We start from the raw sequence: 26,376 nt of genomic DNA, 5'->3' as shown, positions 1-26,376 counted from the left end.
ATGCCGAGCATCCGTGTCGTGCCTGTGGGTATTGCCCTTCCCGCAGCGCTTGCCAAAGCATAATCAAGGAATCGCCCATGAGCGCCAGCACCTCTGCCACCCTGCGTCACGATTGGTCCTTAGCCGAAGTCAAAGCACTGTTCGTGCAGCCGTTCAATGACCTGTTGTTCCAGGCGCAGACCGTGCACCGCGCGCATTTCGATGCCAACCGCGTGCAAGTGTCGACCCTGCTGTCGATCAAGACCGGCGCCTGCCCGGAAGATTGCAAATATTGTCCGCAGTCGGGCCACTACAACACCGGCCTGGAAAAAGAAAAGCTGATGGAAGTGCAGAAGGTCCTCGAAGAGGCCGCCCGTGCCAAGGCCATCGGTTCGACCCGCTTTTGCATGGGCGCCGCCTGGAAACACCCGTCGGCCAAAGACATGCCCTATGTGTTACAGATGGTCAAAGGCGTGAAGGCCATGGGCCTGGAAACCTGCATGACCCTCGGCCGTCTCGACCAGGACCAGACTGAAGCCCTGGCCCAGGCCGGCCTCGATTACTACAACCACAACCTTGACACCTCGCCTGAGTTCTACGGCTCGATCATCACCACCCGCACCTACAGCGAGCGCCTGCAAACCCTGGCCTACGTGCGTGATTCCGGGATGAAGATCTGCTCGGGCGGCATCCTCGGCATGGGCGAGTCCCTCGACGACCGCGCCAACTTGTTGATCCAGCTGGCCAACCTGCCGGAGCACCCGGAGTCGGTGCCAATCAACATGTTGGTAAAAGTCGCCGGTACGCCGCTGGAAAACGCCGAAGACATCGACCCGTTCGACTTCATCCGCATGCTCGCGGTGGCGCGCATTCTGATGCCGCAGTCCCATGTGCGCCTGTCGGCCGGCCGTGAGGCGATGAACGAGCAGATGCAGGCCCTGGCGTTCTTCGCTGGCGCCAACTCGATCTTCTACGGCGACAAGTTGCTGACCACCGCCAACCCGCAGGCCGACAAGGACATGCAACTGTTCTCGCGCCTGGGCATCCTGCCCGAAGCCCGCGAAGAGCACGCGGATGAGGTACATCAGGCGGTGATTGAGCAGGCACTGGTGGAGCAGAAAAGCAGCGAGCAGTTCTACAACGCCGCTGTTTGATTGAAATGCAATCCAACGGTGGGAGCTGGCTTGCCTGCGATGACGACGGCACATTCAATATAAACGTGCCCGACAGACCGCTATCGCAGGCAAGCCAGATCCCACACTGGATCGAGTTCACCTGATCTACCGAGGCCTGCATGTCTTTCGATCTCGCCGCGCGCCTCGCTGCCCGCCGTGCCGAACACCTTTATCGCCAACGTCCCCTGCTTGAGAGCCCCCAAGGCCCTGAAGTGGTGGTGGACGGCCAGCCGTTGCTGGCGTTCTGCAATAACGACTACCTGGGCTTGGCCAATCACCCTCAAGTGATCGAAGCCTGGCGCGCCGGCGCGTCCCGTTGGGGCGTTGGTGGCGGTGCTTCGCACTTGGTGGTCGGCCACGCCACGCCGCACCATGAACTGGAAGAGGCCTTGGCCGACCTCACCGGTCGCCCACGCGCGTTGTTGTTTACCACCGGCTATATGGCCAACCTCGGCGCGGTGACGGCATTGGTGGGGCAGGGTGATACGGTGCTGGAAGACCGCCTCAACCATGCCTCGCTGCTGGATGCCGGCTTGCTCTCCGGTGCCCGCTTCAACCGCTACCTGCACAACGATGCTGACAGCCTGGTCAAACGGCTGGAAAAGGCCACTGGCAATACGTTGGTGGTCACCGATGGCGTGTTCAGCATGGACGGCGATCTGGCTGACCTGCCCGCGCTGGCGCGTGCAACCAAGGCCAAGGGCGCCTGGTTGATGGTGGATGATGCCCACGGTTTCGGCCCGTTGGGCGCCCAGGGCGGCGGAATCGTCGAGCATTTTGGCCTGAGCCAGGAGGACGTACCGGTATTGGTCGGCACCCTGGGCAAGGCATTCGGCACCGCCGGGGCGTTTGTGGCGGGCAGCGAAGATTTGATCGAAAGCCTCATTCAATTTGCCCGGCCGTATATCTACACCACCAGCCAACCGCCGGCGCTGGCCTGTGCGACCTTGAAAAGCCTGGAGCTGCTGCGCACCGAACACTGGCGTCGCGAGCACCTCAATGGCTTGATCCGCCAGTTCCGCCAGGGCGCCGAGCAGATCGGCTTGGACTTGATGGACAGCTTCACGCCGATCCAACCGATCCTGATCGGCGACAGCGCCAAGGCCATGCGTTTGTCACAAATGCTGCGCGAGCGCGGCCTGATGGTGACCGCGATCCGCCCACCCACGGTGCCGGCCGGCAGTGCGCGTTTGCGCGTCACGTTGACGGCGGCCCACAGCGAGGTGCAGGTGCAGCTATTGTTAAGCGCATTGGAAGAGAGTTTCCGGTTGTTAAGCAGCACGGAGCCCGGCCATGCGTAATCGACTGATATTACTTCCCGGCTGGGGCCTCGGCGTGTCACCGCTGGAACCATTGGCCGCCGCCTTGCAAGGCCTCGACGAGCACTTGCAGGTGCTCGTCGAGCCGTTGCCGGCAGTTGGCTCCAGCGACCTCGTTGACTGGCTCGACGAACTCGACGCCACGCTGCCGGACAACGTCTGGCTGGGCGGTTGGTCCTTGGGCGGCATGCTTGCGTCCGAGTTGGCGGCGCGGCGCGGTGAGCGCTGTTGTGGCCTGCTGACGTTGGCGAGCAACCCGTGTTTTGTCGCTCATGACGGCTGGCCGAGCGCGATGCCCGCCGAGACCTTCGATGCGTTCCTTGCCGGTTGCCATGCCGACTCCCAAGTCACGCTCAAGCGCTTCGGCCTGTTGTGCGCCAAAGGGGCCGAGGACCCGCGAGGGTTGTCGCGGCTGTTGGTCAGTGGCGCGCCACATACGCCCTCCAGTGTGTTGATGCCCGGTCTTGAACTGCTTGCGCAACTGGATACCCGTGCTGCCCTGCAGGCCTATCGCGGCCCGCAGCTTCATCTGTTTGCCGGCCTCGATGGGCTGGTGCCGGCCGAAGCCGCCGGCGATCTCCTGGCCCTGCTGCCGGACGTTGAAATCGGCCTGATTGAACAAGCCGGTCACGCTTTTCTTCTGGAAGATCCCCACGGTGTAGCGGGCGCCATCCAGGCTTTTTTGCATGAGTGCGTTGATGACTGATCTATCCCTGTCTCCACTGCCGGGCGGCTTACCGGACAAGCGCCAGGTGGCGGCATCCTTTTCCCGCGCGGCTGCCAGTTACGACAGCGTCGCTGAGTTGCAGCGCGCGGTCGGCACTGAGTTGTTGGCTCGTCTACCGCGAACCACAAGGCCACAGCGCTGGCTGGACATGGGTTGCGGCACCGGTTTTTTCAGTCGTGTGCTGGCTGAGCGGTGGCCTGATAGCCAAGGTGTGGCGCTGGATATCGCCGAGGGTATGCTCAATCACGCCCGGCCCTTGGGCGGTGCAAGACATTTCATCGCCGGTGATGCCGAACGCTTGCCGCTTAAGGCTGAGAGCCTGGGGCTGATCTATTCCAGCCTGGCGGTGCAATGGTGTGCGAACTTCGACTTGGTGCTCAGCGAGGCCCGCCGCGTGTTGCAACCCGGTGGCGTGCTGGCGTTCGCGAGCTTGTGTGTGGGCACGTTGGACGAGCTGCGCGAAAGTTGGCGCGCTGCGGATGGCCTGGTGCACGTCAACCGGTTCCGTCCTTTCGAGACGTACCAACGTCTGTGCGCTGCCAGCGGTTTGCGCGTCGTCAGCCTGGAGCGCCAACCCCATGTGCTGCACTACCCGGACGTGCGCAGCCTGACCCACGAACTCAAGGCGTTGGGCGCGCATAACCTCAACCCGGGTCGCCCCGGAGGGTTGACGGGCCGCGCGCGGATTGTTGCACTGGTGGACGCTTACGAGCAGTTCCGCCAGGCCCAGGGCCTGCCCGCCACGTATCAAGTGGTGTACGCCGTACTGGAGAAACCCCTATGAGCGCCGCTTACTTCATCACTGGCACCGACACGGATGTCGGCAAAACCACCATTGCTGCTGGCCTGTTGCATGCGGCACGGCTCGCGGGCAAAAGCACCGCTGCTGGAAAACCGGTGGCGTCGGGTTGCCAGGTCACGCCCAAAGGGTTGCGCAATAGTGACGCGCTGGCGCTGTTGGCCGAATGCTCGTTGCCGTTGACCTATGCCGAGGTCAATCCGGTGGCATTCGAGCCGGCCATTGCGCCGCACCTGGCTGCGCGGGAGGCGGGCGTTGCATTGACCGTGCAATCGCTGTTGAAACCAATGCAACACATACTGGCGCAACAAGCGGACTTCACCTTGATCGAAGGCGCGGGCGGCTGGCGGGTGCCCTTGGCCGATCAGGCCAACCTGTCGGACCTGGCCATGGCACTCAAGCTGCCGGTGATCCTCGTCGTGGGCGTGCGCCTGGGTTGCATCAGCCACGCGTTGCTCACCGCCGAGGCCATCGCCCGGGATGGTTTGCCGCTGGCGGGCTGGGTGGCGAATATCATTGATCCCAAGACCTCTCGTCTGGAAGAAAACCTCGCCACCCTGGCGGAGCGCTTGCCGGCGCCGTGCCTGGGGCGAGTGCCGAAACTCAAGCAGGCCGGGGCCAAAGCCGTGGCCGAGTACCTGGAACTGGACCTGCTTGACTGATTTTGGCTATCACTAAGGCAATATGCCATTAGTGTTTTTGACGGGCCTTTTGCCAGGATGTCTGCTTCAATTCACCTTCACGATTCTCTAAAGGCAGGCTTACGCCATGGAAATCTCTGGAAGCAGCGCGTTTTATTCGGGACTGAGCACCATTCAGACCGGGCAGAACCGTGTCGACCAGGCCGCCGGCAATATTGCCAGCGCCGCGACGACCCAGCCCTCGGACGCACAGAGCGACCGTCTGCAAGCCAACGATCGTGCCCAACCGAGCAACTCGGCGAGCAACATGGTCGAAATGGCCCAAGGCAAGTTTCAAGTGGAGCTGGGGGCGAAAGTCGCCAAGGCTTCGGATGAAATGCTCGGCACCTTGATCGACACCTACGCTTAAAACCCGATACGCCGGCTCTTGTTTTATGTGGGAGCTGGCTTGCCTGCGATGGCATCGACTCGGCCTCCCTGATACCCCGCGGTGCCTGCATCGCGGGCAAGCCCGCTCCCACATTTGCCCTGCTTCTCCCTCTCGAACTTCTAAACTCCTTTAACGTGGCAACCCGCCGCAGGCCTTGCCGTGCGCGGTATTGATTCGCGTCATGACAAATGGCGACTGGTCGATGCTTGACAACCCAAGGTCGTAAACGTATGTTTCAAACACCTGTTTGACCGCCATAACAAATCCACGCGGTTGTTCATCCCAGATACATCAGCAGAGGTTTATCGCTATGCCTGACTACAAGGCCCCCTTGCGTGATATTCGCTTCGTTCGTGACGAACTGCTCGGTTATGAAGCGCACTATCAGAGCCTGCCGGCTTGCCAGGACGCTACCCCGGACATGGTTGACGCCATCCTCGAAGAAGGCGCCAAGTTCTGTGAGCAAGTGCTGGCACCGTTGAACCGCGTGGGTGACATCGAAGGGTGTACCTGGAGCGAGTCAGGCGTTAAGACCCCTACTGGTTTCAAAGAAGCCTACAAGCAGTTCGTCGAAGGCGGCTGGCCAAGCCTGGCCCACGACGTAGCGCACGGCGGCCAAGGCCTGCCGGAATCCCTGGGCCTGGCCGTCAGCGAGATGGTCGGTGAAGCCAACTGGTCGTGGGGCATGTACCCAGGCCTGTCCCACGGTGCGATGAATACCATCTCCGAGCATGGCACCCCTGAGCAGCAGAACGCCTACCTGACAAAACTGGTGTCGGGTGAATGGACCGGCACCATGTGCCTGACCGAACCGCACTGCGGCACCGACCTGGGCATGTTGCGTACCAAGGCCGAACCTCAGGCTGATGGTTCCTACAAAGTCTCCGGCACCAAGATTTTCATATCGGCCGGTGAACACGACATGGCCGACAACATCGTCCACATCGTACTGGCCCGCCTGCCGGATGCACCGGCCGGCACCAAAGGTATTTCGCTGTTTATCGTGCCTAAGTTCCTGCCGAATGCAGACGGTTCGATCGGTGAGCGCAACGCGGTGACCTGTGGCTCCCTGGAGCACAAGATGGGTATCCACGGCAACGCCACCTGCGTGATGAACTTCGACGCGGCCACCGGTTTCCTGATCGGCCCGGCGAACAAAGGCCTGAACTGCATGTTCACCTTTATGAACACCGCTCGCTTGGGCACCGCGCTGCAAGGCCTGTCCCACGCCGAGATCGGCTTCCAGGGTGGCCTGAAGTACGCTCGCGACCGCCTGCAAATGCGCTCCCTGACTGGCCCGAAAGCGCCGGACAAGGCTGCTGACCCGATCATCGTGCACCCTGACGTGCGTCGCATGCTGCTGACCATGAAAGCCTTCGCCGAAGGCAATCGTGCGATGGTGTACTTCACCGCCAAGCAGGTGGACATCGTCAAGTACGGCACTGACGACGAAGCCAAGAAACAGGCTGATGGCCTGCTGGCTTTCATGACCCCAATCGCCAAGGCCTTCATGACCGAAGTAGGTTTTGAATCCGCCAACCACGGCGTGCAAATCTACGGCGGCCACGGTTTTATCGCTGAGTGGGGCATGGAGCAGAACGTTCGCGACAGCCGCATCTCGATGCTGTACGAAGGCACCACCGGCATTCAGGCCCTGGACCTGCTGGGCCGCAAAGTGCTGATGACCCAAGGCGAAGCGCTCAAGGGCTTCACCAAGATCGTGCACAAGTTCTGCCAGGCCAACGAAGGTAACGAGGCCGTCAAAGAGTTCGTTGCGCCGCTGGCCGCACTGAACAAAGAGTGGGGCGAGTTGACCATGAAGGTCGGCATGGCGGCGATGAAAGACCGTGAAGAAGTCGGTGCTGCCTCGGTGGATTACCTGATGTACTCCGGTTATGCGTGCCTGGCCTACTTCTGGGCCGACATGGCGCGCCTGGCTGCCGAGAAACTGGCTGCCGGCACCACCGAAGCGGCGTTCTACACCGCCAAGCTGCAGACGGCGCGTTTCTACTTCCAGCGTATCCTGCCGCGTACTCGCACTCACGTGGCAACCATGCTGTCGGGCGCCAACAACCTGATGGACATGAAAGAAGAAGACTTCGGCCTGGCTTACTAAGCCGTACCGGGTTCTTCAAAAAACCGCCGCTTCCTTGGGAGCGGCGGTTTTTTTATGGCTTGATAAAAAACACAGCAGGGCACTCAGGGATTGCGATCGGCTGCCGTTACAGTGATGGCAATGTGATACAGGTCACATTGAATGTGCTTAACTGTCCGCAGTGAAGGCACTGTGCTATCTATCTGAGCGGGTCGGAGCTTTACCCTTGTCACGCGTGTCCGCTGTACGTTTCAGCCATTTTCTCCCTTCGTTGCTGCTGTTGCTGGCCGGGCTCTCGGCTGCGTACGTCAAAGATCTCAACGTGTTCTTCACCTCGCTGTTCAATGTGCTGCCGACCTTGGTGCTGTTGCTCGGCGGCTCATACTGCGCGGTGTATAGGCGCCAGCGTGAACTGTTCCTGATGATCACGGTGTATGTCGCCTACTTCCTGCTGGACGCTCAGACGGATTTCTACCGCGACAATGGCCGCGTGCGCGAAGACGCTGCGGTGGTGTTTCATCTGTGTAGCCTGCTGTTACCGTTGTTGTTCAGTGTCTACGCGTTGTGGCAGGAGAGGACCCACTTGTTCCGCGACTTCGTCGCCCGTTGTGCGGTGCTCTTCGCCGTGGGTAGCATCGCGCTGGCGCTGGAGCAAAGTTATCCCCAGGCCTTGCTGAACTGGCTGGCGGAGATTCGTTGGCCGGCGCTGCATGGCAATTGGATGAGCCTGATCCAACTCTCCTACCCGATGTTCCTCATCGGCTTCCTGACATTGGCCGCCCAATACTGGTATCAGCCGCGCCCGCTACACGCCGCGCAGTTGGTCGGACTGTTGGGGATTTTCTGGATGTTGCCGCAAACCTTCATCCTGCCGTTCACCCTGAACATCATGTGCAGTCAGGTGATGCTGATGATTGCCGCCGGTGTGGCTCACGAGGCCTACCAAATGGCGTTTCGTGACGAGCTGACCGGCCTGCCGGGGCGTCGTGCGCTCAACGAACGCATGCAGCGGCTGGGGCGCAATTATGTGCTGGCGATGAGCGATGTCGACCACTTCAAACGCTTCAACGACACCCATGGCCACGATGTGGGCGACCAGGTGTTGCGTCTGGTTGCCAGCAAGCTGTCCAAAGTCAACGGCGGCGGGCGCGCCTATCGTTATGGCGGTGAAGAGTTCGCCGTGGTGTTCGCTGGCAAGACGCTTGATGAATGCATGCCGCACCTGGAAGAAATCCGCGAGATCATTGCCAGCTACGACATCAAGCTGCGCAACCCGGACCGTCCCCATGACGATCATCAGGGCCGCCAGCGGCGGGCGGGTAGCGGGGCGTCCAGTGTGTCGGTAACCGTCAGCATTGGCGTGGCCGAACGCCAGGCCGATCAGCGCACACCGGAAGAAGTGCTCAAGTCCGCTGACCAGGCGCTGTACACGGCCAAAGGCGCCGGGCGTAACTGCGTGGTTGCGGCCGGGCAGACCCGGCGTGGAGCGGTGCGCATGGAGAGCGCTGCCGGTTGAGTGATGGCGGTGTATTCAGCGGTTCTACAGTGATTGTTCGGGGCCGTGGCCGGCAGTAGGTTGAAACCATCTGCTGCCGGAGACATTGCCATGCCTGACTACAAAGCTCCCCTGCGCGACATGCGCTTTCTGATCGACAACGTGTTCGATTTCCACGGTCACTACGCGGCGCTGGGCGCTACGGACGCCACGCCGGACATGGTCAGCGCGATTCTCGAAGAAGGCGCGAAATTCTGCGAAAACGTGCTCGCACCGCTCAACCGCAACGGTGATGAAGAAGGCTGCTATTTCGACAATGGCGTGGTCACCACCCCCAAAGGCTTCAAGGAAGCCTTCGCCCAGTACGTGGAAGGTGGCTGGCACGGCGTAGCGGCGGACCCGGCCTACGGTGGTCAGGGCTTGCCCCATTCATTGGGCCTGGTACTGAGCGAAATGATCGGCTCCAGCAATACCTCTTGGGGCATGTACCCCGGGCTGACCCACGGCGCCATGTCGGCAATCCACGCCCACGGCACCGAGGAACAGAAAGCCACTTACCTGAACAAGCTCACTGCCGGCGAGTGGACCGGCACCATGTGCCTGACCGAGGCCCATTGCGGCACCGACCTGGGCCTGATCAAAACCCGCGCCGTGCCCCAGGCGGATGGCAGTTATGCAGTCACCGGCAGCAAGATCTTCATCTCGGCCGGCGAGCACGATATGAGCGCAAACATCATCCATTTGGTATTGGCCAAGCTGCCGGATGCGCCAGCAGGCACCAAAGGCATCTCGTTGTTTATCGTGCCCAAGTTCCATGCGGACTCGGGTGAGCGCAATGCCGTGCACTGTGGTTCCATCGAGCACAAGATGGGAATCAAGGGCTCGGCCACCTGTGTGCTGAACTTCGATGGCGCCAAGGGCTTCTTGATTGGCGAGGCGAACAAAGGCCTCAACTGCATGTTCACCATGATGAATCACGCGCGCCTGGGCACGGGCATGCAGGGATTGTGTAATGGCGAAGCGAGTTTCCAGGGTGCGATCAAATACGCCAACGACCGTTTGCAAATGCGCTCGCTGACCGGTGCCAAGGCTCCGGACAAAGTTGCCGACCCGATCATTGTGCATCCCGACGTGCGGCGCATGCTATTGACCATGAAGGCGTTCAACGAAGGCAATCGAGCGCTGACCTATTTCACCGCGCAATTGCTCGACACCGCGCACCTGGGCAGCGATGCCGCCCAGCGCCAGGAAGCTGAAGACCTGCTGGCCTTTCTCACCCCGATCTGCAAGGCCTTCATGACCGAAACCGGGCTGGAGGTGACCAATCACGGTTTGCAGGTGTTCGGCGGCCACGGCTACATTCGCGAATGGGGCATGGAGCAACTGGCGCGTGATGCGCGGATCGCGCCGATCTATGAAGGCACCAACGGCATCCAGGCCCTCGACTTGCTGGGTCGTAAGGTACTCGGCAGCCAAGGCAAGTTGTTGCGTGGGTTTACCAAGATCGTGCATAAGTTCTGCGCGGCGAATGCAGAGCATCCTCAACTCAAGGCCCATGTGGAGCAGCTCAACCAACTGAACCAGCAATGGGGCGAGCTGACGATGAAGGTCGGCATGGCGGCGATGAAAAACCCCGACGAAGTGGGCGCGGCGGCCATGGATTACTTGATGTACAGCGGCTACATCATCCTGGCTTATCTGTGGCTGCGCATGGCGATCGCAGCGCAAGGGCAAGACGACGCCGAGTTCGGCAAGGCCAAACTGGCGACCTGCGAGTTCTATTTCAAGCGTTTGCTGCCGCGTACGGCCACTCATCACGCCGCTGTGGAAGCCGGCAGCGAGTGCCTGATGAGTCTGCCTGCGGAGGCATTTGCGCTGCAGTGACTTTAAAATACCAAACGGTCACAAGTTGACCCTATGTGTCTGAAAAGTTGTTCGGGTACACTCGGAGTCTGTAAATCCGATCCTATCGAATCACTTTTCACGTTCTCACGAGGTTTGCCATGGCTGATTACAAAGCGCCGTTGCGTGATATGCGCTTCGTCCTCAACGAAGTTTTTGAGGTCGCCAACACATGGGCCCAATTGCCGGCATTGGCGGACACCGTGGATGCCGAGACCGTTGAGGCCATTCTCGAAGAGGCCGGCAAGGTCACCGCCAAATCCGTCGCCCCGCTCAGCCGCAATGGCGATGAGCAAGGCTGTCGCTGGGTGGATACCGCAGTCAGCACGCCGGATGGCTTCCCCCAAGCCTACAAAACCTACGCCGAAGGCGGTTGGGTGGGCGTAGGTGGTGATCCGCTCTTTGGCGGCATGGGCATGCCCAAAGCTGTATCGGCGCAAGTTGAGGAAATGATCAACTCGTCGAGCCTGGCGTTTGGCCTTTACCCGATGTTGACCTCCGGCGCCTGCGTGTCGATCAATACCCACGCCAGCGAAGAGCTCAAGGCCACTTATCTGCCCAAGATGTACTCCGGTGAGTGGGCCGGCTCCATGTGCCTGACCGAAGCCCATGCGGGCACCGACCTGGGCATGATCCGCACCAAGGCCGAGCCTCAGGTGGACGGTTCCTACAAGGTCAGTGGTACCAAGATCTTTATCACCGGTGGCGAACATGACCTCACCGAAAACATCATCCACTTGGTGCTGGCCAAGCTGCCGGATGCGCCGGCAGGTCCAAAGGGCATTTCGCTGTTCCTGGTGCCGAAGTTCATGGTCAATGCCGACGGCAGCCTGGGCGCACGTAACCCGGTGAGCTGCGGTTCGATCGAACACAAGATGGGTATTCAGGCATCCGCTACGTGCGTGATGAACTTCGACGAAGCCGTCGGCTTCCTGGTGGGCGAGCCTAACCGTGGTCTGGCGGCGATGTTCACCATGATGAACTACGAGCGCCTGGGGGTTGGCATCCAGGGCTTGGCGTCCGGTGAGCGCTCTTACCAGAACGCAATTGAATACGCGCGCGACCGCCTGCAAAGCCGCGCACCGACCGGTGCCCAAGCCAAGGACAAAGTGGCTGACCCGATCATCGTGCATCCGGACGTGCGCCGTATGCTGCTGACCATGAAGGCTGCAAACGAAGGCGGCCGTGCGTTCTCCACTTACGTGGCGACGCAATTGGATATCTCCAAGTTCAGCGAAGATGCCGCTACCCGCGAGCGCGCCGATAACCTGGTGGCGCTGTTGACCCCGGTGGCCAAGGCATTCCTCACCGACCTGGGCCTGGAAACCACCGTACTTGGGCAGCAAGTGTTCGGCGGCCATGGCTACATCCGTGAATGGGGCCAGGAACAACTAGTGCGCGATGTGCGTATCACCCAGATCTACGAAGGTACCAACGGCATTCAGGCGCTGGACTTGATGGGGCGCAAGATCGTGGGCAGTGGTGGCAAGTACTACACCCTGTTCGCCGAAGAAATCCGCCAGTTCATCGCCACCACAGATGTCGACCTGGCCGAGTTCACCCTCCCACTCAGCGCAGCGGTGGATAACCTGGATGAATTGACCGCTTGGGTGTTGGATCGCGCCAAGACCAACCCGAATGAAATCGGTGCGGCCTCGGTGGAATACCTGCACGCCTTTGGCTACATGGCTTATGCCTATATGTGGGCGCGCATGGCCAAGGCCGCGTTGGGCAAGGAGGCTGACGAAGACTTCTACGCCAGCAAACTGGGCACCGCACGCTTCTACTTCGCGCGCTTGTTGCCACGCATCCACTCGCTGAGTGCGTCGGTTAAAGCCGGTAGCGAATCGCTGTTTTTGCTGGATGAGGCACTGTTCTAAGGGGGATGAGGGCGTGTAAGCATTCTCTTACATGACGTGCTGCTATTCGTCCTCTATCGCCATATTGGATCCACGGATAATCTACTTCACATGGACGTCGCGCAGGAAGCGCAAAGCAACAACACGGACACGTAGGATTCTGCCAGGACGGCGGAGTGAAATGGATGTCAGGGAAACAGTCTGCAAAGCCCCGCTTCGGCGGGGTTTTCTTTTGCCCGCGAAAAAGTCAGGCGCTGGCCTGCGGGGCATTCATCACGTCTTCCAGTAACGTGCGCAACAAGGCCACGGTCGCCTGCTGGCGCTGTAGATCACGGCACACCAACCCCACTTTCAATGGGACTCTGGGCTCACTCAAGGGTTTCCACAGCAACGCCTTGCTGTTGTGTTCGTCCTGTGAGCGTCCCGGCAGCACCGTGGCCAGTTTGGTGTGGGGCAAGCTGTCAAGAATGCCCGCCATGGTGTTGAGCTCTGCCTGTACTTGCGGACGTCGCCCGAGGTTGGACAGTTGGCCCTGCCAGATCTGCCGCACCTGAAACTCTTCGCCCAACAGCAACATCGGTAACTCCGCGGCTTGCTTCAGCGAGACTTTCTTGAATTCGCGCAGGGGATGGTCGTCGGGGATGACCACCTTCAATTCATCTTCATACAACAGTGCGCCATGTAGCCCCGGCTGGCGTGGCGGCAGGTAGCTGATGCCAATGTCCAGCGACCCGTTGAGCAGGCGACGTTCAATCTCAAGCCCGGTCAATTCGTAGATTTGCACCACCAAGTGGGGCTGCGCCTTGCGCACACGCTCCAGCATTTGCGGCACCAGGCTGGTGTGCACCGTCTGCAGCACGCCAATGGCCAAGGTGCGCATCGCCTGACCCTTGAAGTTGCCCAGGGCTTCGACAGCTTGTTGCATGCCATCGATCAACGGCAAGGCATGGTTGTACAACGTATGAGCGGCAAGGGTGGGTAACAGGCGCTTGCTGCTGCGTTCGAACAGGCTCACATCCAGGTTCTGTTCCAACTGGCGAATCTGTTGCGACAACGCCGGCTGAGAGATCGATAGTCGCTCTGCGGCACGGCCTACATGGCCTTCCTCATACACCGCGACGAAATAACGCAGTTGCTTGAAATCCATAAGACTTACTTATCGAAAAAGCTGGAAAATCGAAATGGCCGTTGGCCCCTGAGGCGCCTAGTCTAGCGCCTATTCGCAGGGCTTACAGGGCCGAATCGGGCAATGAACAGTGTTTATGTTGATAGCGTTTGCATAGGCAAGACAAAAAACCTTCATGCAGTGTTGGCTCGCTGCACCGACCAAGGTCCGGTTGCTATTGGAGGTGAGCTGTGAACCTGTTCCGTCGCCCCGCGCCGAGCCTGGACGATCTGATTCTGGACGCTACCGGCAATAATCCTTCCAGCGAATGCCTGATGCCCACCGTTGCGCGCCCGCCGCAGGTATTCGTACGCGGCCAGGGTTCCTGGCTGTGGGACAGCGATGACCGGGCCTATCTGGATTTCAGTCAAGGCAACGGGGCCAACAGCCTCGGCCACAGCCCGCAGGTACTGATCCAGGCACTGGCCGATCAGACTCAAGCGCTGATCAATCCGGGTATTGGTCTGTACAACCGCACCCAGCTCAACCTCGTCGATCGCCTGTGCCAGCGTACTGGCAGTGACCAGGGGTACCTGCTCAACAGCGGTTCGGAGGCCTGCGAAGCTGCAATCAAATTGGCGCGCAAATGGGGCCAGCTGCATCGTGGTGGCGCCTATCACATCATTACCGCCAGCAATGGTCGCCATGGCCACAGTTTCGCGGCCATGGCGGCCTCGACGGGGACTGGCGGCAACCGCTTCGAGCCGTCATTGCCGGGCTTCAGCCATGTCCCCTTCAACGACCTGCCGGCCCTGCATGCGGCAGTGGATGCTCAGACTGTCGCCATCATGCTCGAACCGATTCAGGCCCAAGCCGGTGTGATCGCGGCCACCGAGCATTACCTCAAAGGCGTGGAGCGCCTGTGCCGTGAGCTGGGCATTCTGTTGATTCTCGATGAGGTGCAAACCGGTATCGGTCGCTGCGGCACTCTGCTCGCCGAACAGCAATACGGCGTGCGTGCCGACATCATCACCCTCGGCAAAGGCCTGGGCGGCGGCGTGCCATTGGCGGCGCTGCTGGCGCGCGGCAAAGCCTGCTGCTTCGACGTCGGCGAGTTGGAGGGCACCCATCATGGCAGCGCGCTGATGGCATCCGCCGGACTGGCGGTGCTCGATACTGTGCTGGAGCACGGTTTCCTGGCGCATGTGCATGAGTCCGGTCTTTATCTCGGCGAAGGGCTCGCTCGGCTGGCCTACCGCTATGACCACGGTCAATTACGCGGTCAGGGACTGATGTGGGGACTGACATTGTCGGATGATTCGGCGGATGCCGTGGTAAAGGCAGCCCTGCACGAAGGCTTGATCCTTACCGCCCCGCAGCCCAATTGCCTGCGTTTCACCCCGGCCCTGACGGTGAGCAAAAGCAATATCGACGAAATGCTCCTGCGTCTGGCCCGTGCCTTCTCCCGCGTGCGCACCGCACAACTGCAATGCCGCAAGGGCATCGCCGTTTAAACCCTCATTCCTGAACCGTCTCGCGGCATACGCGGCGCCTCCAGCTTGATTCTTTTGGCTGGGGGCGTTTTTTTGTCTGCGAAATTTTTGGACTGACATTGTTGATTGAGCATCAGTGAAAACAATGGCTTTTTAGCGGGCGCCGGCAAGGACTGCCGACGGGGGAGGCGAAGAGTTTTTGCATGCCCTCATTTCTAATCTATACCACCAAGTGGTATGTTTGTGGGAAGGGATATCCATGAGGCTTCGACTGTTCAAAACTCGGGATTTTACCCATTCAGCCAGCAAGGCCTGGATCTGCGACTCGGAGTTGAGGGCGGCGTTTGGTGAGATGCTGAACGGCCAGGCCGACAATTTGGGGGGAGGTGTTTGGAAGAAACGTCTTAATCAGAACAGGCATCGCTCCATTGTTCTGGCCAAAGGCAGGCATTACTGGGTTTATCAGTTTCTATTCGCGAAGCAGGACCAAAGCAATATCAGTCAAAAGGATTTGATTGCGTTTCGGGCGATTGCAAAGAGCTATGAAGCTTTAAACGAGGCACAAGTCCAGCAACTACTGGATCTCAAGGAGCTTGTGGAGATACATCATGACCAAAAAGTATGAAAGTGAAGCGCTGGAATCTGTTCATAAATCGGCACAGGCGTTGTACTCGATAGGTGCAATCAGCAAAACCACTCTACGTGAGTTCGACGAGATGTGCCTTGCAACGGTCCCGGCGCAAATTCCAGCCGAACAGATCAAACAGCTTCGTGAAAGCAGCCATGTGAGCCAACCTGTGTTCGCCCGCTACCTGAACACCAGCGCGTCCACAGTGAAAAAGTGGGAATCTGGCGAGAAACAACCCAGCGGCATGGCGCTCAAATTGCTGAGCATCGTGAAGAAGCACGGCTTGGAGATTCTCGCCTGACAGTGGCCCAATGCCAGATCCCACTGAACCCTCACGAACCCCCAAGGTCGATTAGCTACACGGCTCACACGAGCCGACTTTCTGGAGCTGACCCCATGGACTTCATTCGTATCATCATCGCCATTCTGTTGCCGCCACTGGGTGTTTTCCTGCAAGTGGGGTTCGCCGGCGCGTTCTGGCTGAACATCCTGCTGACCTTGTGTGGTTACTTCCCGGGCATCATCCACGCGGTATACATCATCGCCAAGCGCTGAGTCCGTCAGCCTTTTGCGATGAGCCGGGAGTTGCGTTCGTTGCGAAAGGCCAGTTGCTCGATGGTCTGGGTGGCGTGTTCGGCTTCTTCCCGGGCTTGAAGGATAATGCCGTGCTGCTCGGACTTGCTGCACACCGGGTCGGCGTTGCTGGCATCCCCTGTGAGCATGAACGCCTGGCAGCGACAGCCGCCGAAGTCCTTTTCCTTTTCATCGCATGAGCGGCACGGTTCGGGCATCCAGTCATAGCCGCGAAAACGGTTGAAGCCAAATGAGTCGTACCAGATGTGCTGCATGCTGTGGTCGCGCACATTGGGAAATTGCACCGGCATCTGTCGGGCGCCATGGCAGGGCAGGGCGGTGCCGTCTGGTGTCACTGTCAGAAAGATGCTGCCCCAGCCGTTCATGCACGCCTTTGGGCGCTCTTCGTAGTAATCCGGAGTAACGAAGATCAGCTTGCACGGGTGGCCTTCGGCTTCCAGTTTGGCGCGGTATTCGTTGGTGATGCGCTCGGCGCGCACCAACTGCTCCCGGGTCGGCAACAGCCCCACACGATTGAGTTGCGCCCAACCGTAGAACTGGCAGGTGGCGAGCTCCACGAAGTCGGCTTCCAACGCGATGCACAGCTCGATGATGCGGTCGATCTTGTCGATATTGTGCCGATGGGTGACAAAGTTCAGCACCATCGGGTAGCCGTGGGCTTTCACTGCCCGGGCCATTTCCAATTTTTGCGCGAAGGCTTTTTTCGAGCCGGCCAGCAGGTTGTTCACCTGTTCGTCGCTGGCTTGGAAGCTGATCTGGATATGGTCCAGGCCGGCCTTCTTGAAGTCGCTGATCTTCTGTTCGGTGAGACCGATGCCGGAGGTGATCAGGTTGGTGTAGAACCCAAGCTTGCGAGCTTCGGCGATCAGCTCTGCCAGGTCCTGGCGCACCAGCGGTTCACCGCCGGAAAACCCCAGTTGTGCGGCGCCCATTTCCCGCGCTTCGCGAAACACCTTGATCCACTGCTCGGTGCTCAGCTCCTTGCCTTGCTCGGCGAAATCCAGCGGGTTGGAGCAATACGGGCACTGCAACGGGCAACGGTAAGTCAGTTCGGCGAGCAGCCACAGTGGCAGGCCGACCGCGGTTTTTTCAGGCAAGGGTGATCCAGTGCTCAGCACGGGCGACCTCCATGAATTGCTCGATGTCTTCACCAAGCTCAGGCACGCCGGGGAATTGTTTATCCAGCTCGGCGATGATCGCGGCCACATCACGCTCGCCGTTGATCAAGCCACCGATCAAGGCGGCGCTATCGTTGAGCTTGATCATGCCTTCGGGATAGAGCAGCACATGGCCCTTTTGTGCGGGCTCGTACTGGTAGCGATAGCCCTGGCGCCAGGTGGGTTTCTTGCTGCGATCAAAGCTCATAGGGTGATCCCTTTATGCCACACCCGTTGCTCGGTCACGCTGTGATAGGGCGGGCGGTTGAGTTCATAGGCCATGCTCATGGCGTCCAGCATGCTCCACAAAATATCCAGTTTGAACTGGAGAATTTCCAGCATGCGCTCCTGGCCCTCGCGGGTGGTGTAATGCTGGAGGGTGATCGCCAAACCGTGTTCCACGTCGCGACGGGCCTGGCCCAGGCGGGTGCGGAAATACTCGTAGCCAGCCGGGTCGATCCACGGGTAATGCTGTGGCCAGCTGTCGAGGCGCGACTGGTGGATCTGCGGCGCGAACAGCTCGGTCAGCGAACTGCTGGCCGCTTCCTGCCAACTGGCACGACGGGCGAAGTTGACGTAGGCATCCACCGCAAACCGCACGCCGGGCAACACCAGTTCCTGGGAACGCAGTTGGTCTGGGTCCAGGCCGACGGCTTGGCCCAGGCGCAGCCAGGCTTCGATGCCGCCATCTTCACCCGGAGCGCCGTCGTGGTCGAGCAGACGCTGGATCCACTCGCGGCGGATTTCGCGGTCCGGGCAGTTGGCCAGGATCGCGGCGTCTTTCAGGGGGATGTTCACCTGATAGTAGAAACGGTTGGCGACCCAGCCCTGGATCTGCTCACGGGTGGCGCGGCCTTCGTACATCGCCACGTGATACGGGTGATGGATATGGTAGAAGGCGCCCTTGGCCCGCAGGGCGGCTTCGAATTCAGCGGTGGTCAACGGCGTGTCAGTCATTTCGGTTGCTCCTACAATTCGATACTCATGCCGTCGTAAGCCACTTCGACATTGCGTCGCACCAACTCGGCCCGCTCGGGGGAGTCTTCATCGAGGATCGGGTTGGTGTTGTTGATGTGGATAAGTACCTTACGTTGCTCGGGCAGCTGTTCCAGCACTTCGAGCATGCCGCCGGGGCCGTTCTGCGCCAGGTGGCCCATCTCGCGACCCGTGCGCGTGCCGACGCCACGGCGCTGCATTTCATCGTCATCCCACATCGTGCCGTCCACCAACAGGCAGTCGCTGCCGGCCATGATCTCCAGCAGCGGTGCGTCGACCTTACCCAGGCCAGGTGCGTAGAACAGTTTTCCGCCGGTGCGCAGGTCTTCGACGATCAGGCCGATGTTGTCACCCGGGTGCGGGTCGAAGCGATGCGGCGAGTAAGGCGGCGCCGCGCTGCGCAGTGGCAGCGGTGTGAAACGCAGGTTGGGGCAGGCGGGTATGGTGAAACTAGTGTCCAACTCGATGCGATTCCAGGCCAGGCCGCCGTTCCAGTGGGTGAGCATGGTGAACAGCGGGAAGCCGGTGCTGAGGTCTTCATGGACCATGTCGGTGCACCACACCTGGTGCGGGCAGCCTTCGCGCAGGCTCAGCAGGCCAGTGGTGTGGTCGATCTGGCTGTCCATCAGGATAATTGCGCTGATGCCCGTATCACGCAGGGCGCGGCCAGGCTGCATTGGCGCGAAGCCTTGCAGTTGCGCGCGGATATCCGGCGAGGCATTGCACAGCACCCAATTCACGCCATCGTCGGAGATCGCGATGGACGACTGGGTGCGTGCCTGGGCATTTAGGCTGCCGTCACGAAAACCCGCGCAGTTCACGCAGTTGCAGTTCCACTGCGGGAAGCCACCGCCGGCGGCGGAACCTAGAATCTGGACAAACATGGTCGCTCCATCAAGCAAAGCTCAAAACAAAAACGCCCCGGGCGAACCGAGGCGTTGTATTACCCAGCGGATTAACGGCTGGCGAAGTACATGGTGACTTCGAAACCGATGCGCAGATCAGTGTAAGCAGGTTTGGACCAGGTCATATTCATACTCCTACCAAGGGATGGGCGTTCACTACCAAGTAATACATATAGTCCACCTCCTATCGGAGATGTTCAGGTACTGCGTATGAATATTACGCAATTCTTTTCAAGTTAGCGCTGTCTCGAAGGAAAAAGCCTGTTGCAGGGTTGGCAATGATCAGTCCGCCGTTTGCCAGGAGTCGTTGATGCGTGAGCCGTTGGCTACACAGCGCCAGCCGCCTGTGGCGTTGTTGAGCTGCTCGGCGGCGTGCAGTAAGTCCTCGCGCGTGCAGGTTTGGATCAGTATTTGAAGCTGTTCCAGATAATCCGATGGATGGCCGGCCAACTGGGCATGCCAGAGCAGGTCGGCGACCTGTGCGACCGGTAATGCCGTGAATTGCTGAGCCAGCTTCTGGCCGCCCAGGTCGGCGCTATGCTCGATCAACGACGGTAGCTGCTTCAGGAAGGCTTGCAGGTGATCGACGATTCCAGCGAGGGAAACACTGGGGGACTGCACCCCAAACAGCAGCCCGGTTTGCCCGTTGATCTGTCGGATGCCACTGAACACGGCGTAGCCGATTTGTTGTTCGACGCGCAGGTGTTGGTAGAACGGCCCCTGGAGCAGGTGCCCGAGCAGGCGCCATGCCGCCTCATCCGCCAGTGATTGCGTTGGCGTTGGGCAAAGCAATAGCAAGGCGGCTTCGCTGGAGTCGATTTTCACCTCATGCCAGAGGTGTTGGCTGCCGATGGCCTGGGTTTGGCGCTCGATGTTTGCCGACTGCCCGGGCAAGCGGGCGGCGGCGGTTTTGATGGCGGCTTCGCACGCAGCAGGCAAACCCACGCCCAACCCTTGCCAACGTGCGGTGGCCCACGACGCTGGCGTCTCGCGGGTCTCGGAGCAAGTACCCGTACAGCAGGCCGGCAGCGCCTTGAGCAGTTCTCGGATGGCGATCATCGGCGCTGCGTTGCTGGGAGCCAAGGGTTCTACGGGCAGGCTCAGGTCGCGCGCCAAGGCTTCGAGCACGGCCGGCATCGGCTCGTGAAGGCCGACCATTTTCACCCGCCAATCATTGGCGAAGGTTTCGAACGACAACTCGACACCCGCCTGATGGGCGTTCTCCCGCAACGCCTGCAACGCGTTTTCTAGACCGACAGGTACGCTTGAATCAAATCGCCAATGCAAATACAGCGCGCCTTCATCGGTGTCATCCGCCAAGGCTTTGCTGAAGGTCAGCGCCGAGACTTCGCGTCGTCCTCGCGAGCGGTCCTGGGCAAAGGTGCGCAAGCCTCGGTGGGCGCTGGTCTGGCCGCGAATCAGGCCGGCGCGTTCTTCTTTGACGGGCGGACGCAGGAAGGGGTTGTTGGGGGGCAGTCGCCAAGTGTGTTGAGCGGGTTTCAGGTGCAGTGAGTCAAGCAATGCCTTCAAGCTTGCGACGCTCTGTTCCGTGAGTTCCTCGCTTTCATGCCGGGCCAAGGCAAGGGCACCTTGGACCTGGAGCTGGCGTTCCGTCAGCAGGGCGAACTCTTCGCGCAACGAAGTCCAGTCACTGTGCGCGAAAAAGCTCAGCCAGTCGTGCAGCAACGCCTCGATCTGGGCCGCCGAGTCGCCTTCGGCGTCGAGGGTCAAGTCGATATCCAGCAGTGCCTGTCCCGCGAACTGATAAAGCACAGAGGCATGCAGTGCGTTGGCCAGCTTTCGGGTTTTCAACTCATCCAGCAACCCGCCCGGTGCCGAGCTGTTGAGCCAGGTGCAGAGAAAACCCAGGGCTTCGCGTGGTGCATCGCAAGCAATGATGTGATGCAGGTGGCCATTGGCAGTATGTTGATGGCGCCTTGTCTGGCCAGGCATCAGCGCAGGCGGAGCGACTTGGGGATGCCAAGCCCCCGAGATCAGTTGATCGCTGAAGCGTCGCGCCAGGATTTCGAGTGCTTCCAGCGGCTGCGGGCCGGCAATGCTCAATGTCATCTGCCCGCTCTGATAGAACCTGGTATGGAATTCCCGCAATGCCTGCTGAAAGGCCTCACGCTCCACCGGCAGGCTGTCACGATTGCCTGCATGAAAGCCTCGTAGCGGATGATCAGGCGCCAAGCCTTGCATCAGCGCGACCTGCTGTTGTGCCTTGGCATCCTGGGACCAGGCAATAAACTCCGCGTGCAGCACTTCGCGTTCGCGCAGTTGATCTTCAATTGCCAGGCGCGGATGAGCCAACATATCGGCCAGTCGCTCAAGCCCGTCGGTAAAGGTCGAAACAGGCAGTTCAAAAAAGAAGTCCGTGGTGCGCTCGCGAGTGCTGGCGTTGACCTGCCCGCCATGACGCTGCACATAGGCCATCAAGCCTTCGCTGGCAGGAAAGCATGTGGTGCCCAGAAACAACAAGTGCTCAAGAAAATGTGCCAACCCCGGCCACGCCAATGGCACGTCATGACTACCGGCAGCTACCCGCAAGGCAGCAGCACAACGCTTCAAGCGTGGCGCGTGGCGCAGGGAAACGCACAGGCCGTTGGCCAGGGTCAGTTGAAGGTGATGAGGGTGAGCCGGCGCAGGCATGGGCACTTCCGAAACGTAGGATGTGCCCATGTTAACAAACCGGTCGGATCAGGGTTTATTCAGCGTGTTGTACAGTTCGGGGCGACGGTCTTGAAGATAGTGGTTGGCGGCACGGGCATCGATGATCGCCTGCCGATCCAGCGTGCCGACAATCAACGCCTCATCCAGGCCCGCCTGGGCGATCCGCTGGCCATTCGGTGCGGCAATGCTGCTTTGCCCGCAGTAGTGGATCTCGTCTTCATGCCCGCAATAGTTGGCATAGGCCACATAGCACTGGTTTTCGAAGGCTCGCGCCCGCACGGTGACGTCGGCGACAAAGTCGAACGGCGCCATATTGGCGGTGGGCACCAGGATCAGCTCGGCACCGGCCAGGGCCAGCCGCCGGGTATTTTCCGGAAACTCCAAGTCGTAGCAGATCAGGAACCCCAGCTTCCAGCCATTCAACTCCACCAGTGGGAAATCATCTTCCCCGGCGCTGAACATCGAGTGGTCCAGATCACCGAACAGGTGAGTCTTGCGGTAGTTGCACACGCGTTGGCCGTTGGCGTCGATCAATTGCACGGCGTTGTAGATCTGCCCGTCCTCGGCGCGCTCCGGATAGCCGTACAGAATCGCCAGTCCGACGCTTTTTGCCAGCGCCGCAATGACCTGTGCCGACGGCCCGTCCTGAGCTTCGGCCAGCGCACCGACGGCTTCGACGCCGATGTTGTAGCCGCTGAGGAACATCTCCGGCAGCACCAGCACATCGGCGTCCGTCGCCTCATGTGCCAAGTGGTGCAGGCGCTTTAGATTACCGGACACGTCCAGTGGCAGTGGTGGGCATTGGTACAAGGCAACGCGCATGCTCAACTCCTCAATCCGCCAGGGCAATCGGCCCGATTTCGTCAAACACATCGCCCGGGCCTGGGTTTTCCGGATGAGTGCTGCCGCCGAAGTGGGTCATGATGCCCCACACTGCGTTCAGCGAGGTCTGTACCGCACCTTCCACCCAGGCCGGTGTCCAGGACACGTCGTCGCCGGCGATAAAAATCCCACGTTGTTCGGCGGGCATATCCTTCTGCATGAAGTGCGCATACATCCGCTGGTTGTAGCGATAGTGGCCGGGCAACGCACCTTTGAAGGCTCCGAGGAAATGCGGGTCGGCTTCCCAGGACACGGTGATCGGGTCGCCGATGATGCGTGCCTTGATGTCGACTTTCGGGTAGATCTTCTTCAAAGCATCAAGGGCCAGCTTCACGCGCTTGTCGATGGGCTGCGGCAGCATTTTCAACGCATCGCTCATCCATGAATACGACAGGCAGATCACGCCCGGCTTGTCGTCGCCATTGTCGAACAGGTAAGTGCCACGGGTCAGGCGATCGGTGAGGGTCATGCTCATCAGGTCGCGGCCGGTTTCCGGGTCTTTGTCTTTCCAGAACGGACGGTCGACCATCACGAAGGTTTTCGACGACTGCATGTAGCGTGTGCGGTCGAGGGCCATCCACATCTTTTGCGAGAACAGGGTTTCATCGCATTCGATCTGAGTGGTCAGCAACCAGCTTTGGCAAGTGGTGAGCACAGCGGCGTATTCGCGGGTGTCGCCGTAGTTATCCGTAACGGCAAAACGACCATCAGCAGCGTGGGCAATACGCTTCACGCCGGCCCGTGGCGCACCTCGGTGAAGCGAGCTGAGGCTGGTGCCTGCCGGCCAGTGGGCGCAGCGCTCTGGCACATGACGCCAGATGCCCATGGGCACCTGCGCCACACCGCCCACCACCAAGTGTTGATGGTCGTCGCAATTGGTCATGACCACGCGGAAGATTTCCAGCATGGAGTTGGGGAAGTCCGAGTCCCAGCCACCGGTGCCGAAGCCGACCTGCCCGAACACTTCGCGGTGCAGGAACGATAGCTTGGCGAAGGCCTTGGAGGTGGCAACGAAGTCATAGAAGGTGCGGTCGTCCCACAGCGGTACCAGCTTGTTCCACAGTTCCTTGAGGCGTGGCACATCGCGGTCGCGGATGGCTTGCTGGATATCGCCGAACTGCGAGCCGGCCTCCAGGGCATCGGCCCAGGCGTCGGCGACTTCCTGGAACAGCACCGGCAAGTCGGAGAGTTTTTGTGCGTAGTGGGTCTGGCCTTCCAGGTCGATCACGGTACTGCCGGAAGCCGGGGTCAGCGGGTTAGGGAAGGGTTTGGTTTCCAGGCCCAGCTTGTCCACATAGTGGTAGAACGCGGTGGACGACACCGGAAAGCGCATACCACCCAACTCGGCGATGACGCCCTCGGCGCCCTCAAACGCTTGGGAGCGCAAGCGACCGCCCATTTTCGAGGCTTCGTACACCACGGGCTTCAAGCCAAGCTTCATCAGCTCATAAGCGGCGACCAAACCAGCAATCCCCGCGCCGACGATTGCCACTTCAGCACCATGATTGGCGGTCGGGATACTGCCCAGTCCGGCAGGGTGTTCGATCCAGTCATCAAAGGCGAACGGAAAATCCGGGCCGAAGATAGTGATGGGTTTTTTACCGTCTGCAGGGTGGCGATTGTTTTTGTTGAATGCGTTCATGGCTGACCTGGCTGGCAACTCGGCGGGGCACGTCCCGTTGAGTATAGGAAAAGATGGCAGCCAGTTTAGGGAGCGTTGCGCTCGTTAATAAGACGCAAAGTGTCGTCGTATTGAATTGTTTTTAGTCAAAATGACGAATTGGTTGGTCAGATTGGCTGTCCACGATCCAATTTGTTGCTGAGGATGATCGACGTGGTGGTTTTCTCCACGCCGTCGACGCTGCCGATTTGATCCAGCAACTGGTCAAGCTGCTCCGGCGAATCGGTGCGCAACCAAGCCACGTAATCGAACTCCCCGCTCACTGCACACAACTGCTGGACCTGCGCCATGGCGCTCAACCTGCGCAGCACTTCCTTGCCCGAGCGCGCTTGCACGGTAATTCCCACATAAGCCTGCAAGCCGCCATCCACCACCCGCTGGCCCAGGCGCACGCCGTATCCGGTAATCACCTGGGTTTTCTCCAGGCGTGCCAGGCGTGAGGTCACGGTGGTGCGTGCGATACCAAGCTGCCGGGCAAGCATGGCCACGCTTTCACGGGCGTTGATCTGCAGGGCGGCGATCAATTGGCGGTCGATTTCATCGAGGACGGGCAAGGTGGGAGCTCCGATACGGGCGGCAATCTCGGGACATGTTACAGGCTTGCGTTCGCACTAGGCAGTGCACAAAAACTGACAGATGTTCGCTGGCGAAACAGCTTATTGAGCCTGGCCTTGATGGTGGTGGGGTTTGGAGCAATGGAACCAAAAACCAACGTAAGCCTGCCACCGCCGCTCAGCGCCCCCTATCCGGCTCGATATGACAATTGCACATCTCGGCTTCGGTCAAAGGGGGAGCAGCGGACAGCCCCAGCGATTGCAAACGCAGTCGACGTCTAATTAGAGGGCAGGCCCTGGCCGCTGATGATCGCGTCGGTGATTGTGTCGCAGAACCAGCGCAGGGCGGCGGAACTGTCGCTGTTGGGGTGCCAGTTCAGGGACACAGCGAACTCGGCCACCGGGAATGGCAGTTCGAGCATCTTCAGGTCGCCCTCGTGGATGAACAACCGGGCAATTTGTGCCGGCAGCACCGCCAGCAGGTCAGTGCTGGGAATGATTTTCGACAGCACCGAGAAGTGCGGTACATGCAGGCTGATGCGGCGTTCAACACACATGTTTTTCAGTACGTCTTCGACGTTGCCATGGCCGGTGGTGCGGGTCACCGTGACGTGCCGTTCGGCCAGGAATTGTTCGAGGCTCAGTTGCTGGTCGATGCGCGGGTGAGTGCTACTGAGCAGGCACACATAACGCTCATGTATCAGCACCCTACTGCGGGTGCCGGGGACCGGCTGGCGGCAGATCGCGGCATCGACCTTGCCGCTGGCCAGCCACTCGCCGACCTGATCTACCTGTAGCGGTAGGACCTCGACTTCAGCCAGCGGCGCGCCCTGATTCAAGCGTGCCAGGATCAGCGGTAGGAAGCCTATTTCGCCGAGGTCGGAGAGCGCAATGCGAAAACGCCGTTCGGTGCTCGCTGGGTCGAAATGGCGGCATCCCTGGACCGCGTTTTCGATACACGTCAGGGATTCGCGCAAGGACGGATAAAGCTGCTCGGCGACAAAGGTTGGCTGGATGCCGTCCCGGGTACGGCTGAATAGCACATCATCGAACAGCTCGCGCAAACGCGCCAAACCATAACTGACCGAGGGCTGGGTGACGAACAGGCGCTCGGCGGCCAGTGTCACGCTGCGGGCCTCGTAGAGGGTGACGAAGGTGCGAATTAGGTTCAGATCGATGTGGCTCATGTCGCCTTGATATAGATAGGGTTTATTTTTGATAGAGATATTGTCGATTTGATCAATCTTCCAGTGCCTGCAAGAGTACCCCGAAATCCAATAACAAGGG

Annotated in this window: 25 protein-coding genes; 14 read left to right on the top strand and 11 right to left on the bottom strand. The window is 60.0% G+C overall.

Features of this window, described 5'->3' with window-relative positions:
- The first annotated feature begins 77 nt into the window (after positions 1-77).
- The 10 genes from bioB to AC07V4_RS22285 all read left to right on the top strand — a co-directional run bounded on the left by bioB (position 78) and on the right by AC07V4_RS22285 (position 12,442).
- Positions 78-1,133, top strand: a complete 1,056-nt coding sequence (gene bioB, locus AC07V4_RS22330) for a biotin synthase BioB (RefSeq protein WP_492634865.1) — start codon at positions 78-80, stop codon at positions 1,131-1,133.
- Between the two features lie 140 nt (positions 1,134-1,273).
- Positions 1,274-2,455: an 8-amino-7-oxononanoate synthase gene (gene bioF, locus AC07V4_RS22325; protein ID WP_492634864.1), complete on the top strand. Its 1,182-nt coding sequence runs from the start codon at positions 1,274-1,276 to the stop codon at positions 2,453-2,455.
- Complete coding sequence (locus AC07V4_RS22320; protein ID WP_492634863.1) at positions 2,448-3,179, top strand: alpha/beta fold hydrolase; 732 nt, start codon at positions 2,448-2,450, stop codon at positions 3,177-3,179. Before bioF ends, AC07V4_RS22320 begins: the two co-directional genes overlap by 8 nt.
- Entirely contained in the window at positions 3,172-3,984 is an 813-nt protein-coding gene (gene bioC, locus AC07V4_RS22315) for a malonyl-ACP O-methyltransferase BioC (RefSeq protein WP_492634862.1), read from the top strand. Before AC07V4_RS22320 ends, bioC begins: the two co-directional genes overlap by 8 nt.
- The gene (gene bioD / locus AC07V4_RS22310) at positions 3,981-4,661 is read left to right on the top strand and encodes a dethiobiotin synthase (protein ID WP_431749884.1); all 681 of its coding nucleotides are present in this window, start codon (positions 3,981-3,983) and stop codon (positions 4,659-4,661) included. The genes bioC and bioD overlap by 4 nt, the downstream gene beginning before the upstream one ends.
- Positions 4,662-4,767: 106 nt before the next feature.
- The gene (locus AC07V4_RS22305) at positions 4,768-5,049 is read left to right on the top strand and encodes a pyrroloquinoline quinone biosynthesis protein PqqE (protein WP_431749885.1); all 282 of its coding nucleotides are present in this window, start codon (positions 4,768-4,770) and stop codon (positions 5,047-5,049) included.
- A 331-nt stretch (positions 5,050-5,380) separates the two neighbouring features.
- Positions 5,381-7,186, top strand: a complete 1,806-nt coding sequence (locus tag AC07V4_RS22300; RefSeq protein ID WP_492634861.1) for a phenylacyl-CoA dehydrogenase — start codon at positions 5,381-5,383, stop codon at positions 7,184-7,186.
- A 205-nt stretch (positions 7,187-7,391) separates the two neighbouring features.
- Positions 7,392-8,681, top strand: a complete 1,290-nt coding sequence (locus AC07V4_RS22295; protein ID WP_492634860.1) for a GGDEF domain-containing protein — start codon at positions 7,392-7,394, stop codon at positions 8,679-8,681.
- Between the two features lie 90 nt (positions 8,682-8,771).
- The gene (locus AC07V4_RS22290) at positions 8,772-10,544 is read left to right on the top strand and encodes an acyl-CoA dehydrogenase C-terminal domain-containing protein (protein WP_492634859.1); all 1,773 of its coding nucleotides are present in this window, start codon (positions 8,772-8,774) and stop codon (positions 10,542-10,544) included.
- 119 nt (positions 10,545-10,663) lie between these two features.
- Positions 10,664-12,442, top strand: coding sequence for an acyl-CoA dehydrogenase C-terminal domain-containing protein (locus AC07V4_RS22285; RefSeq protein WP_492634858.1), 1,779 nt, complete (start codon positions 10,664-10,666; stop codon positions 12,440-12,442).
- 226 nt (positions 12,443-12,668) lie between these two features.
- On the opposite strand, the gene AC07V4_RS22280 is transcribed toward AC07V4_RS22285, so the two are convergent.
- Positions 12,669-13,568 (bottom strand): LysR family transcriptional regulator, encoded by a 900-nt coding sequence (locus AC07V4_RS22280; RefSeq protein ID WP_492634857.1) that lies wholly within the window; start codon positions 13,566-13,568, stop codon positions 12,669-12,671.
- 209 nt (positions 13,569-13,777) lie between these two features.
- Between AC07V4_RS22280 and AC07V4_RS22275 the strand changes: the two genes are divergently transcribed.
- The 4 genes from AC07V4_RS22275 to AC07V4_RS22260 all read left to right on the top strand — a co-directional run bounded on the left by AC07V4_RS22275 (position 13,778) and on the right by AC07V4_RS22260 (position 16,202).
- The gene (locus AC07V4_RS22275; protein ID WP_492634856.1) at positions 13,778-15,040 is read left to right on the top strand and encodes an aspartate aminotransferase family protein; all 1,263 of its coding nucleotides are present in this window, start codon (positions 13,778-13,780) and stop codon (positions 15,038-15,040) included.
- 238 nt (positions 15,041-15,278) lie between these two features.
- The gene (locus AC07V4_RS22270) at positions 15,279-15,644 is read left to right on the top strand and encodes a type II toxin-antitoxin system RelE/ParE family toxin (RefSeq protein WP_492634855.1); all 366 of its coding nucleotides are present in this window, start codon (positions 15,279-15,281) and stop codon (positions 15,642-15,644) included.
- On the top strand, positions 15,628-15,948 hold the full coding sequence (locus AC07V4_RS22265) for a helix-turn-helix domain-containing protein (protein WP_492634854.1): 321 nt from the start codon (positions 15,628-15,630) through the stop codon (positions 15,946-15,948). Before AC07V4_RS22270 ends, AC07V4_RS22265 begins: the two co-directional genes overlap by 17 nt.
- 95 nt (positions 15,949-16,043) lie before the next feature.
- Positions 16,044-16,202, top strand: coding sequence for a YqaE/Pmp3 family membrane protein (locus tag AC07V4_RS22260; protein ID WP_024077743.1), 159 nt, complete (start codon positions 16,044-16,046; stop codon positions 16,200-16,202).
- A 5-nt stretch (positions 16,203-16,207) separates the two neighbouring features.
- Here AC07V4_RS22260 and pqqE read toward each other — a convergent pair whose 3' ends face one another.
- The 10 genes from pqqE to AC07V4_RS22210 all read right to left on the bottom strand — a co-directional run bounded on the left by pqqE (position 16,208) and on the right by AC07V4_RS22210 (position 26,276).
- Positions 16,208-17,338 carry a pyrroloquinoline quinone biosynthesis protein PqqE gene (gene pqqE, locus AC07V4_RS22255; protein WP_492634853.1) on the bottom strand — a complete coding sequence of 377 codons (1,131 nt, stop codon included), beginning with the start codon at positions 17,336-17,338 and terminating at the stop codon, positions 16,208-16,210.
- On the bottom strand, positions 17,331-17,606 hold the full coding sequence (gene pqqD, locus AC07V4_RS22250) for a pyrroloquinoline quinone biosynthesis peptide chaperone PqqD (RefSeq protein ID WP_492634852.1): 276 nt from the start codon (positions 17,604-17,606) through the stop codon (positions 17,331-17,333). Before pqqD ends, pqqE begins: the two co-directional genes overlap by 8 nt.
- Complete coding sequence (pqqC, locus tag AC07V4_RS22245; RefSeq protein ID WP_010207005.1) at positions 17,603-18,355, bottom strand: pyrroloquinoline-quinone synthase PqqC; 753 nt, start codon at positions 18,353-18,355, stop codon at positions 17,603-17,605. Before pqqC ends, pqqD begins: the two co-directional genes overlap by 4 nt.
- A gap of 11 nt (positions 18,356-18,366) precedes the next feature.
- Positions 18,367-19,278, bottom strand: a complete 912-nt coding sequence (gene pqqB / locus AC07V4_RS22240) for a pyrroloquinoline quinone biosynthesis protein PqqB (protein WP_492634851.1) — start codon at positions 19,276-19,278, stop codon at positions 18,367-18,369.
- A gap of 71 nt (positions 19,279-19,349) precedes the next feature.
- Positions 19,350-19,424 carry a pyrroloquinoline quinone precursor peptide PqqA gene (gene pqqA / locus AC07V4_RS22235; RefSeq protein WP_003194766.1) on the bottom strand — a complete coding sequence of 25 codons (75 nt, stop codon included), beginning with the start codon at positions 19,422-19,424 and terminating at the stop codon, positions 19,350-19,352.
- 157 nt (positions 19,425-19,581) lie between these two features.
- The gene (gene pqqF, locus AC07V4_RS22230; protein ID WP_492635282.1) at positions 19,582-21,951 is read right to left on the bottom strand and encodes a pyrroloquinoline quinone biosynthesis protein PqqF; all 2,370 of its coding nucleotides are present in this window, start codon (positions 21,949-21,951) and stop codon (positions 19,582-19,584) included.
- Positions 21,952-21,999: 48 nt separating this feature from the next.
- Positions 22,000-22,794, bottom strand: coding sequence for a carbon-nitrogen hydrolase family protein (locus AC07V4_RS22225; protein ID WP_492634850.1), 795 nt, complete (start codon positions 22,792-22,794; stop codon positions 22,000-22,002).
- Between the two features lie 10 nt (positions 22,795-22,804).
- A complete protein-coding gene (locus AC07V4_RS22220) occupies positions 22,805-24,496 on the bottom strand; it encodes a flavin monoamine oxidase family protein (RefSeq protein WP_492634849.1) in 1,692 nt (563 codons plus the stop codon).
- A 146-nt stretch (positions 24,497-24,642) separates the two neighbouring features.
- The gene (locus AC07V4_RS22215) at positions 24,643-25,089 is read right to left on the bottom strand and encodes an Lrp/AsnC family transcriptional regulator (protein ID WP_078734923.1); all 447 of its coding nucleotides are present in this window, start codon (positions 25,087-25,089) and stop codon (positions 24,643-24,645) included.
- A 278-nt stretch (positions 25,090-25,367) separates the two neighbouring features.
- Positions 25,368-26,276 (bottom strand): LysR family transcriptional regulator, encoded by a 909-nt coding sequence (locus AC07V4_RS22210; protein WP_492634848.1) that lies wholly within the window; start codon positions 26,274-26,276, stop codon positions 25,368-25,370.
- Positions 26,277-26,376 lie beyond the last annotated feature (100 nt).

The organism is Pseudomonas sp. GW821-FHT03A09, assembly GCF_059421065.1.
Note: the sequence above shows the minus strand (reverse complement) of the source record. Positions and strands in the feature narration are given on the sequence as shown.

Excerpts from the sequence above, each read along its gene's own strand:
- bioB (WP_492634865.1), top strand. The coding sequence starts at position 78 with ATGAGCGCCAGCACCTCTGCCACCCTGCGTCACGATTGGTCCTTAGCC.
- bioF (WP_492634864.1), top strand. The coding sequence starts at position 1,274 with ATGTCTTTCGATCTCGCCGCGCGCCTCGCTGCCCGCCGTGCCGAACAC.
- AC07V4_RS22320 (WP_492634863.1), top strand. The coding sequence starts at position 2,448 with ATGCGTAATCGACTGATATTACTTCCCGGCTGGGGCCTCGGCGTGTCA.
- bioC (WP_492634862.1), top strand. The coding sequence starts at position 3,172 with ATGACTGATCTATCCCTGTCTCCACTGCCGGGCGGCTTACCGGACAAG.
- bioD (WP_431749884.1), top strand. The coding sequence starts at position 3,981 with ATGAGCGCCGCTTACTTCATCACTGGCACCGACACGGATGTCGGCAAA.
- AC07V4_RS22305 (WP_431749885.1), top strand. The coding sequence starts at position 4,768 with ATGGAAATCTCTGGAAGCAGCGCGTTTTATTCGGGACTGAGCACCATT.
- AC07V4_RS22300 (WP_492634861.1), top strand. The coding sequence starts at position 5,381 with ATGCCTGACTACAAGGCCCCCTTGCGTGATATTCGCTTCGTTCGTGAC.
- AC07V4_RS22290 (WP_492634859.1), top strand. The coding sequence starts at position 8,772 with ATGCCTGACTACAAAGCTCCCCTGCGCGACATGCGCTTTCTGATCGAC.
- AC07V4_RS22285 (WP_492634858.1), top strand. The coding sequence starts at position 10,664 with ATGGCTGATTACAAAGCGCCGTTGCGTGATATGCGCTTCGTCCTCAAC.
- AC07V4_RS22280 (WP_492634857.1), bottom strand. The coding sequence starts at position 13,568 with ATGGATTTCAAGCAACTGCGTTATTTCGTCGCGGTGTATGAGGAAGGC.
- AC07V4_RS22270 (WP_492634855.1), top strand. The coding sequence starts at position 15,279 with ATGAGGCTTCGACTGTTCAAAACTCGGGATTTTACCCATTCAGCCAGC.
- AC07V4_RS22265 (WP_492634854.1), top strand. The coding sequence starts at position 15,628 with ATGACCAAAAAGTATGAAAGTGAAGCGCTGGAATCTGTTCATAAATCG.
- AC07V4_RS22260 (WP_024077743.1), top strand. The coding sequence starts at position 16,044 with ATGGACTTCATTCGTATCATCATCGCCATTCTGTTGCCGCCACTGGGT.
- pqqD (WP_492634852.1), bottom strand. The coding sequence starts at position 17,606 with ATGAGCTTTGATCGCAGCAAGAAACCCACCTGGCGCCAGGGCTATCGC.
- pqqC (WP_010207005.1), bottom strand. The coding sequence starts at position 18,355 with ATGACTGACACGCCGTTGACCACCGCTGAATTCGAAGCCGCCCTGCGG.
- pqqB (WP_492634851.1), bottom strand. The coding sequence starts at position 19,278 with ATGTTTGTCCAGATTCTAGGTTCCGCCGCCGGCGGTGGCTTCCCGCAG.
- pqqF (WP_492635282.1), bottom strand. The coding sequence starts at position 21,951 with ATGCCTGCGCCGGCTCACCCTCATCACCTTCAACTGACCCTGGCCAAC.
- AC07V4_RS22225 (WP_492634850.1), bottom strand. The coding sequence starts at position 22,794 with ATGCGCGTTGCCTTGTACCAATGCCCACCACTGCCACTGGACGTGTCC.
- AC07V4_RS22220 (WP_492634849.1), bottom strand. The coding sequence starts at position 24,496 with ATGAACGCATTCAACAAAAACAATCGCCACCCTGCAGACGGTAAAAAA.
- AC07V4_RS22210 (WP_492634848.1), bottom strand. The coding sequence starts at position 26,276 with ATGAGCCACATCGATCTGAACCTAATTCGCACCTTCGTCACCCTCTAC.